The organism is Nocardia sp. NPDC004722, from assembly GCF_053601505.1.
The window spans coordinates 1-7,764 of the sequence record NZ_JBSGBY010000410.1 but is presented as its reverse complement, the minus strand read 5'-3'; the positions used below and the strand labels follow the sequence as shown (position 1 = coordinate 7,764).

The 7,764-nt window shown below is 67.7% G+C and carries 7 protein-coding genes; 2 read left to right on the top strand and 5 right to left on the bottom strand.

The features are described from left to right. The first annotated feature begins 203 nt into the window (after nucleotides 1-203). The gene (locus ACWELQ_RS31370) at nucleotides 204-632 is read left to right on the top strand and encodes a GNAT family N-acetyltransferase (RefSeq protein ID WP_452400646.1); all 429 of its coding nucleotides are present in this window, start codon (nucleotides 204-206) and stop codon (nucleotides 630-632) included. A gap of 18 nt (nucleotides 633-650) precedes the next feature. Here ACWELQ_RS31370 and ACWELQ_RS31365 read toward each other — a convergent pair whose 3' ends face one another. Beyond that, complete coding sequence (locus ACWELQ_RS31365; RefSeq protein ID WP_452400645.1) at nucleotides 651-1,055, bottom strand: SdpI family protein; 405 nt, start codon at nucleotides 1,053-1,055, stop codon at nucleotides 651-653. A gap of 103 nt (nucleotides 1,056-1,158) precedes the next feature. On the opposite strand from ACWELQ_RS31365, the gene leuS reads away from it, so the two are divergent. Further along, nucleotides 1,159-4,032, top strand: coding sequence for a leucine--tRNA ligase (leuS, locus tag ACWELQ_RS31360; RefSeq protein ID WP_452400644.1), 2,874 nt, complete (start codon nucleotides 1,159-1,161; stop codon nucleotides 4,030-4,032). A 60-nt stretch (nucleotides 4,033-4,092) separates the two neighbouring features. Here the strand turns inward: leuS and arr are convergent, their stop codons facing one another. The 4 genes from arr to ACWELQ_RS31340 are packed head-to-tail and all read right to left on the bottom strand — an operon-like array spanning nucleotide 4,093 to nucleotide 7,630. Beyond that, nucleotides 4,093-4,506 (bottom strand): NAD(+)--rifampin ADP-ribosyltransferase, encoded by a 414-nt coding sequence (gene arr / locus ACWELQ_RS31355; protein ID WP_452400643.1) that lies wholly within the window; start codon nucleotides 4,504-4,506, stop codon nucleotides 4,093-4,095. Between the two features lie 28 nt (nucleotides 4,507-4,534). After that, nucleotides 4,535-5,860 carry an extracellular catalytic domain type 2 short-chain-length polyhydroxyalkanoate depolymerase gene (locus ACWELQ_RS31350; protein ID WP_452400642.1) on the bottom strand — a complete coding sequence of 442 codons (1,326 nt, stop codon included), beginning with the start codon at nucleotides 5,858-5,860 and terminating at the stop codon, nucleotides 4,535-4,537. Nucleotides 5,861-5,866: 6 nt separating this feature from the next. Further along, nucleotides 5,867-6,556, bottom strand: a complete 690-nt coding sequence (locus tag ACWELQ_RS31345) for a hypothetical protein (RefSeq protein ID WP_452400641.1) — start codon at nucleotides 6,554-6,556, stop codon at nucleotides 5,867-5,869. 15 nt (nucleotides 6,557-6,571) lie between these two features. Beyond that, on the bottom strand, nucleotides 6,572-7,630 hold the full coding sequence (locus ACWELQ_RS31340) for a 3-hydroxybutyrate oligomer hydrolase family protein (RefSeq protein ID WP_452400640.1): 1,059 nt from the start codon (nucleotides 7,628-7,630) through the stop codon (nucleotides 6,572-6,574). Nucleotides 7,631-7,764: the final 134 nt, after the last annotated feature.

The following is a 7,764-nucleotide window of genomic DNA, read 5'->3' as shown; positions in this document are numbered from 1 at the left end:
CGCAGCTGGTGCTGGCGGCCGGGCCGGCTTTCGTGGCTCGCTATGTGGAGTGGGCGCGCACCCGGCCGAAGACGAGCACCGCCGAGGATGCCGCCGCCTTCGCCCGCGAGCTGGGTCTCCCGGAGTCGCGACCGGTCGGGCGCGCCCGGCTGCGCTGGCCCACCCGCCGCGGGTGAGCCGGGTCACTCGGGCATGCTGATCCCATGATCGAGGTCGTCACCGTCAGTACCGAACAGGAACTCGCCGACGCGTATGCCGTGCGCATGACGGTGTTCGTGGATGAGCAGGGTGTGCCCGCGGATATCGAGATCGATGAGCTCGACGAGGTCGCCGACCATTTCCTGGGTCGGCTGGACGGGGTGCCCGCCGGAGCCGGGCGCATGGTGGTTCGCGACGGCGTGGGTGTGCTCGGCCGCTTGGCGGTATTGAAGGAGACGCGTGGCACCGGACTGGGCGTCGCGCTGGTGCGTGCCATCGAGGAGCGGGCGCGTGAGCGCGGACTGGCCGCGGTCGAACTGCATTCGCAGACGCAGGCCCGCGGCTTCTACGAGAAGCTCGGGTACGAGGCGTACGGCGAGATCGGCATGGACGCGGGCATCCCGCACATCTGGATGCGCCGCACCGTCAGCTGATCAGGCACCGTCAGCTGATCAGGCGGGCTCGCACGCGTCGCGCAGCGAGCAGGACCCGCAGGCGCTGCCGCAACCGCCGACCTTCTCCTCCGGGAAGGCCACGGCCAGGGCCTTTTCGGCGGCCGCCACACCGGCTCCCAGGGTGAACACCGAGATCACCACTGCCACCCCGGCGACGATCAGCGCGGGCACCCCGCCCGCCACGATCGCGACCGCACCGCTGGCCGCGAGCAGCAGCCCGGCCACGATGGAGGTCGGCGCGGCCACCTTGTTGGCCAGCTTGAAGGACTCCTCGGTTTTCACCGCGGCCTCGGAGTGCACCCCGAAATACCGGTTCCCCGGCAGGGTCCCGGTAAGTCCGAGCACGCCGGTGACCACGGCCACAGCCGCGAGGACAAAGAGGATCAGCGCCACGACGAACACCGGGTAAACGGTACGCCCACCCTTTTTGGGCCCTGGGGTGGGCACGTTTTACGCTGGTGGGCGACCTTAACGGGGATCGGCTCGAACTAAAGAAGGCAGGACCGTGCAGGACACCCGTGTATCCGAGACACCCACCGCGAGCGCGGGTGGGGGCGGCGACGTTCCCGCACACCGCTACAACGCCGACCTCGCGGGCCGCATCGAACGCAAGTGGCAGGGCAACTGGCAGGAGCGTGGCACGTTCCACGCCCCCAACCCGGTCGGCCCGCTGCAGGGCGACATCCCGGCGGACAAGCTGTTCATCCAGGACATGTTCCCGTACCCGTCGGGCGCGGGCCTGCACGTCGGGCACCCGCTGGGCTACATCGCCACCGACGTCTTCGCGCGCTTCCACCGCATGCGCGGCCGGAATGTGCTGCACGCCCTGGGCTATGACGCCTTCGGCCTGCCCGCCGAGCAGTACGCGGTGCAGACCGGCGCGCACCCGCGCGACACCACCGTCGCGAACATGGCCAATATGCAGCGACAACTGGACCGGCTGGGCCTGGGCCACGACCGTCGGCGCACCTTCGCCACCACCGATCCCGAGTACTACCGGTGGACGCAGTGGATCTTCCTGCGCATCTACAACGCCTGGTTCGACGAGGGACTGGGCAAGGCGCGCCCGATCGACGAGCTGATCACCGAATTCGAGGTCGGCAAGCGCAATCCGGTCGAGGGCCGGTCCTGGGCCGAGCGCACCCCCGCCGAGCGCAATGCCCTGATCGACTCGTATCGCCTGGTCTACCAGACGGATTCGATGGTCAACTGGTGCCCGGGCCTGGGCACCGTGCTGTCCAACGAGGAGGTCACCGCGGAGGGCCGCTCCGAGCGCGGCAACTTCCCGGTGTTCCGTAAGCGCCTGTGGCAGTGGATGATGCGCATCACCGCCTACTCCGATCGCCTGGTCGACGACCTGGACGAGCTGGACTGGCCGGAGAACGTGAAGTCCATGCAGCGCAACTGGATCGGCCGCTCGCGGGGCGCGCAGGTCAAGTTCGAGGCGGGCAGCGACATCATCGAGGTGTTCACCACCCGGCCCGACACCCTGTTCGGCGCCACCTACGTGGTGCTGGCCCCCGAGCACGAGCTGGTCGACAAGCTGACCGGCGGGTCCTGGCCGTCGGGCACCGACGCGCGCTGGACCTTCGGCGGGGCCGACACGCCCGCGGAAGCCGTTGCGGCCTACCGGCGTTCGATCGCCGCCAAGTCGGATCTGGAGCGGCAGGAGAACAAGGAGAAGACCGGCGTCTTCCTGGGCACCTACGCCACCAACCCGGTCAACGGGGCGCGCGTGCCGATCTTCATCGCCGACTACGTGCTGAGCGGCTACGGCACCGGCGCGATCATGGCCGTCCCCGGCCACGACGCCCGGGATTGGGAGTTCGCCTCCACCTTCGGCCTGCCGATCGTGGAAGTCGTGGCGGGCGGCGATGTCTCGCAGGCCGTGTACTCCGGTGACGGCCCGCTGGTGAACTCCGGCTACCTGGACGGCCTGGACATCGACTCCGCCAAGGCCCGCGTCATCGCCCAGCTGGAGACCGACGGCCACGGCCGCGGCACCGTCCAGTACAAGCTGCGCGACTGGCTGTTCGCGCGGCAGCGCTACTGGGGTGAGCCGTTCCCCATCGTCTACGACGAGGACGGCGCGCCGCACGCGCTGCCGGAATCCATGCTGCCGGTGAAACTGCCGGAGATCGACGACTTCGCCCCGGTCACCTTCGACCCGGACGACGCGAACTCCGAGCCGTCCCCGCCGCTGGCCAAGGCCACCGACTGGGTGAACGTCGAACTGGACCTGGGCGACGGGCCGCGGATGTACCGCCGCGACACCAATGTCATGCCCAACTGGGCGGGCAGCTCCTGGTACCAGCTGCGCTACGCGGATCCGACCAACGACAAGGTCTTCTGCGCGCCGGAGAACGAGCAGTACTGGCTGGGCCCGCGTCCGGCCGAGCACGGTCCGAAGGATCCGGGCGGCGTGGACCTGTACGTCGGCGGTGTGGAGCACGCGGTGCTGCACCTGCTGTACGCGCGGTTCTGGCAGAAGGTGCTGTTCGATCTGGGTGAGGTCTCCGGCTCCGAGCCGTACCGTCGCCTGTTCAACCAGGGCTACATCCAGGCGTTCGCCTACACCGATTCGCGCGGCGCGTACGTGCCCGCCGCTGAGATCGTGGAGCGGGACGGAAAGTTCTTCTGGACCAACGCTTCCGGCGTGGAGGAGGAGGTGTTCCAGGAGTACGGCAAGATCGGCAAGTCGCTGAAGAACGCCATCTCGCCCGACGAGATGTGCGATCTGTACGGCGCGGACACCTTCCGCTTCTACGAGATGTCGATGGGTCCGCTGGACACCTCGCGGCCCTGGGCCACCAAGGATGTCGTCGGCGCGCACCGCTTCCTGCAGCGCGTGTGGCGACTGGTGGTGGACGAGGAGACCGGCGCGCTGAAGGTCACCGACGCCGAGCCGTCGGCCGACGCACTGCGCCTGCTGCACAAGACGATCGCCGGTGTCGACGACGATTTCGCCAACCTGCGCGACAACACCGCGGGCGCGAAGCTGATCGAGCTGACCAACTACCTGACCAAGAACTACGGCGACGGCGCGCCCCGCGTCCTGGTCGAACCCCTGGTCCTGATGCTGGCCCCGATGTCGCCGCACGTGGCCGAGGAACTGTGGGAACGCCTGGGCCACACCACCGCTCTGGCCCACGGCCCCTTCCCGGTCGCGGATCCCGCATTGCTGGTGGCGGATTCGGTCGAGTACCCGATCCAGGTCAACGGCAAGGTCCGCAGCCGCATCAGCGTCCCCGCCGATGCCGACCAGGCAGCGGTCGAGGCCGCCGCCCTGGCCGACGAGAAGATCGCCGAACTGCTGGGCGGCAACCCGCCCCGCAAGATCATCGTGGTGCCCGGTCGCCTGGTGAACATCGTCGCCTGACGCCCAACAGAATCGGCCCGGTGCGCATCGCGTACCGGGCCGATCCCGTCCTCGCCGACGTCAGTTCAGGATTTCGCCACGCACGACCGTCGACAGCCGATCCCGCCAGATCTGCAACTGTTCGGGCGTGAGACGCGTCCAGTCGGTGATCTCACCAACGACGCGCAGCGGTGCGCTACTGCGGTACGACCGGGTCGGGTTACCCGGAAACTTCTTGTCGGTCACGTTCGGGTCATTCTCGAATTCCCCGGTCGGCTCCACCTCGTACACCCGCGGAACCGCCTCACCCTCCGACAGTTCCGCGGCGATCTCGGCGGCAAGTCCGGCCCCGTCCACCAGCGCGGTGAAATAGACGTGGTTCATGACGATCTCAGGACGATAGTTGGATGGGCGACCCGCGGTGAGCAACTCGCCCACCCGCAGATCCGCGATCGTGCCGTGAAAGAACGGCCCATCATCAAGCTTTCCGGACACCTGAATCCTTTCGTCTGCCTGGTGTGTATCAGCACTTCTCCCAGTATCCGGGGCTGGTTTCCTTGATCGTGCTGGTGACGAAGGTGTTCCACAGGCCGAGGTTCTGGTTGGAGCCGTTGGCGTAGGCGGTGCCCATGGTCTGGTCGGCGCGGCCGGCTTGGACGTGAGCGTAGTTGCTGGCGGTCACGCAGGTGGGTGCCGGTGTGGTGGTGGGTGGAGGCGTCGTCGTCGACGGTGGGGTCGTGGTGGGCGGCACGGTGGTCGTGGTGGTCGGGGGCGTGGTGGTGGGCGGCGGGGTGGTGGGCGGCGGGGTGGTGCCGCCGCTGATCTTGCGGACCATGGCCATGATGGCTTCGATCTGTTTGCCGCCGTGCCAGGCGTAGTTGGCATCGCCCTCGTAGCCGTACCAGTTCCAGCAGCCGTTCGGGTTGGTGTTGTTGTTGTCCGGGATCGCCTGTGGGTACAGCACGATCATGTTGTTGGTGTCGGCGTATTCGTTGAGGTTGGCGTCCTTCATGAAGGCGTCGCCGAGGGATTGGTAGTCGTAGCCCTGTTTGCAGCCGTGCAGGGCGACCATCAGGCGGCAGCTCGTTCCGCTCGCGCAGGATTGCGGGATGTAGGCGAATCCCTTGTCGTACATGCTGATCGCGCTCGCGCTGCCGCCGGGCGCATAGGCGTTCTGATCGAACTGGATCAGCTTGCCGCTCAACGTCGAGACGGGGGCGCTCACGTTCCCGAAGAACTTGGCGAGCATCTCCTTCTCGGGATCATTGTTGCAGTTGTTGAGGAAGGGGGACTGTGTACTCGAGCAGCTCACCGGTCCCAGCGGGCTCACCCAGGCGTGCCCGGCCCCGCTGGATTTGTTGTAGGTGACGTTCGCACCGAAATCCGTGTAATAGGTGGCGAGATCATCGTTGACGGCTTGCAGCACCGTGTTGTCGTTGGTGCCGTGGTACAGGTACACCGGGGAGCCGGACAGGCCCGAAACCGGATCCACCTTGCCCTGAGTCGCCAGATCCTTTGTCGCCGACTCCAATTGGGCAGGCGTCTGACGGCCGGACCCATTCTGCATACAGGAATTCTGCGCCCGGACCGCGTAGTCGAAGTCCCCGGCGCACCGGTAGGGACCGGCAGTGAAAATGCCCGCACCGTCGAACACGCTGGAATACGCGACATGAAGCTGATTGGCCATGTACCCGCCGGAGGAGACACCCGAGACGTAGGTGCCGCTGATGTTGTAGCCCTGCAACGTACCCGGAGTGGGACTCGGAACGGCGGCGGTCACCATGGACGCGGTGATCGCGGCCAGACCGAACCCGATGGCCGTGACGGACAGGATATTTCGTAACTTCATGGGGTCCTACTTCGCCGGTGTGAACGGCTGATTGATCGTGGTGAAGTACTGGATCGCGGACGCGATCGCGACCGGCGCGGTCACGAAGACCTGACCGGCGATGGTGCCGAGGAAGCCGACGGTCGAAGCCCCGATGAGGCAGCCCGCAACCGGGCCGACGCCGAACATGGTGGCCAAAGGCGCTGTCGCCGCGGCGAATACGACGCCGCCGACCACGCAACCCAGCGCGGCCCCGCCCAGACCGCCGACCAGCGTGCCGACGGTCGCGCCCATGCTCACGGTGTCGCGCAGGCGGTTCCAGGCGGCCTGCTCACGGTCGTACTGGGTCTTCCAGGGGGCCTGATCCTCGTACGGCAGCGCCACCGGCTTGTACACCGCGTGCGTTTCGTCGAACTGGGGGGTGAGCGTCGCGGTGCGATCGGAGACCTGCGCCGCGATCGGGAACTCGAAGTCGTCGACGCGGAACGTCAATGCCGTTCCGGCGACCGTGGTTCCGTCGGCGGCCTTGATCTTCAGCGCGCCGTCCTCCACCACCAGCGAGCCCGCGTCGGTGCGGATGACCGACCCTGTTTCGCTGGCCTGGTTGGTGTAATTGATGACGCCGCCGTCGGTTCCGGCCGGGGTTGCTCCGGCGGGCCCCGCGGCCACACCCGCCGCGGCGGCGAGCAGCAGGGCCGTCGTGGTGAACTTCCTCATCGATACTTCTTTCTCTCAGTTGCCCAGCGGGCACGTGTTGGCCGGGTCCGTTCCGGCCGGGCGGGGCAGGGTGGCGTCGGCGGGCGGCGGTTGTCCTGCGGTTGTCCAGGATTCGAGTGCGGTGAAGGCGCTGCGGAAGCACGGCAGCATGGGTCGCAGCAGGTTCGGGTAGGTGTCGTAGAGGGCGTCGACGTGATTGCCGCCCTCGATGCGGTAGTAGCGGTGCAGGTCGGCGCGGCCCTGGGCGCGGATCATGGCGGCGTACACGTCGGAGTCGTGTGCGATGGGCAGCAGGGTGTCGAGGGTGCCGTGAACGGTGATGAGCGGCCGTTGGATTCGGCCCGTCAGCGCGATCCGCGCGACTGCGTCGTGGACCGCTTGCGGACGGGAGGCGAAGTCGTACCCAGCATCGGAACCCGCGTACGAGGGATCGAACTCCTGTCGGTAGATGCGCTGGGTCAGCTCCCAGTAGGTCTTGTCGTGGTAGTCCCACAGCGGCTGCGACTCGGCCGCGAACCCGGCGGCCACGATGGCGGCGCGGGCGGCCGGATCCGATTGCGACGTCGGGTAGTTCGCGATGGCGGGCGGCAGGAAGGTGAGCGGGTTATCCACATCCGTCCACAGGGTGCCCTCCCAGTCGACGCCGCCGTCGTAGAGCCAGGGCGCGTTCTCCAGCTGCCAGCGCACCAGGTAGCCGCCGTTGGACAGTCCCGCAATGAAGGTGTGGGCGGCGGGCCGCCCGTAGCGTTGCGCGACCGTGGCCTGCGCCGCGACCGTCAATTGTGTGACGCTGCTGTTCCATTGGGCCATCGCGTCTCCGGGCGCGGCGTCGCCCCGGAAGAAGTCGGAGCCGGTATTGCCCTTGTCGGTGGCGGCGAACGCGTAGCCCTGCGCCAGCACCCAGTCGGAGATCACGAAGTCGTTGGCGTACTGCCGCCGATTGCCCGGCGACCCGCTCACCACCAGCCCCCCGTTCCAATGCTCGGGGAGCCGAATCACGAACTGGCCGTCGTGATTCCAGCCGTGATTGGTGTTGGCGGTGTTCGCGCCGGGAAAGTACCCGTCGATCTGCATGCCGGGAACGCCGCTGGGATTGCGGGCTCCGGCCGGATGGGTCGCCTCGCTGCGCCTGTTCGGGGGGATAGCCATCGTGTCGCTGCTGCTGCGGATCGACATCGCCCGCGGCTATCTGGCTATCGCGTTGCCGC

Excerpts from the sequence above, each read along its gene's own strand:
- ACWELQ_RS31370 (WP_452400646.1), top strand. The coding sequence starts at position 204 with ATGATCGAGGTCGTCACCGTCAGTACCGAACAGGAACTCGCCGACGCG.
- ACWELQ_RS31350 (WP_452400642.1), bottom strand. The coding sequence starts at position 5,860 with ATGAAGTTACGAAATATCCTGTCCGTCACGGCCATCGGGTTCGGTCTG.
- ACWELQ_RS31345 (WP_452400641.1), bottom strand. The coding sequence starts at position 6,556 with ATGAGGAAGTTCACCACGACGGCCCTGCTGCTCGCCGCCGCGGCGGGT.
- ACWELQ_RS31340 (WP_452400640.1), bottom strand. The coding sequence starts at position 7,630 with ATGCAGATCGACGGGTACTTTCCCGGCGCGAACACCGCCAACACCAAT.